Source organism: Vibrio sp. Isolate33 (assembly GCF_022397895.1).
Taxonomy (GTDB): Bacteria; Pseudomonadota; Gammaproteobacteria; order Enterobacterales; family Vibrionaceae; genus Vibrio; species Vibrio pomeroyi.
In genome coordinates this window covers 1-366 of sequence record NZ_JAKEUP010000048.1, presented here as the reverse complement: position 1 = coordinate 366, position 366 = coordinate 1, and the positions used below count along the sequence as shown (strand labels likewise).

Sequence of the window (366 nt, the reverse complement as noted above, 5' to 3'; positions counted from 1 at the left end):
AGTGGGTAGTTTAACCTTTCGGGGAGGACGCTCACCACTTTGTGGTTCATGACTGGGGTGAAGTCGTAACAAGGTAGCCCTAGGGGAACCTGGGGCTGGATCACCTCCTTATACGAAGATATTCACGATAAGTGTCCACACAGATTGATGGTTTAGATTTAGTTAAAGCCAGAGCTTTAATTAATAACGCAAGTTATTGATTAAAGCTTTTTGCTTTATGCTCTTTAACAATTTGGAAAGCTGACTGATTGATTACTTACGAGTAATTCAATCAAATTTAAAAGTTCTCAATGTTTATCTGCTCTTATTTAATAAGAACGGTATAAACACAACAAACACATTCAAGTGTCTTGTATTCGATTCAAA

1 rRNA gene is annotated in these 366 nt (G+C 37.2%); it reads left to right on the top strand.

Annotated elements, in window-relative coordinates:
* Nucleotides 1-111 (top strand): 16S ribosomal RNA (locus L1D37_RS23970); the annotation flags it as partial.
* Between the last annotated feature and the right edge of the window lie 255 nt (nucleotides 112-366).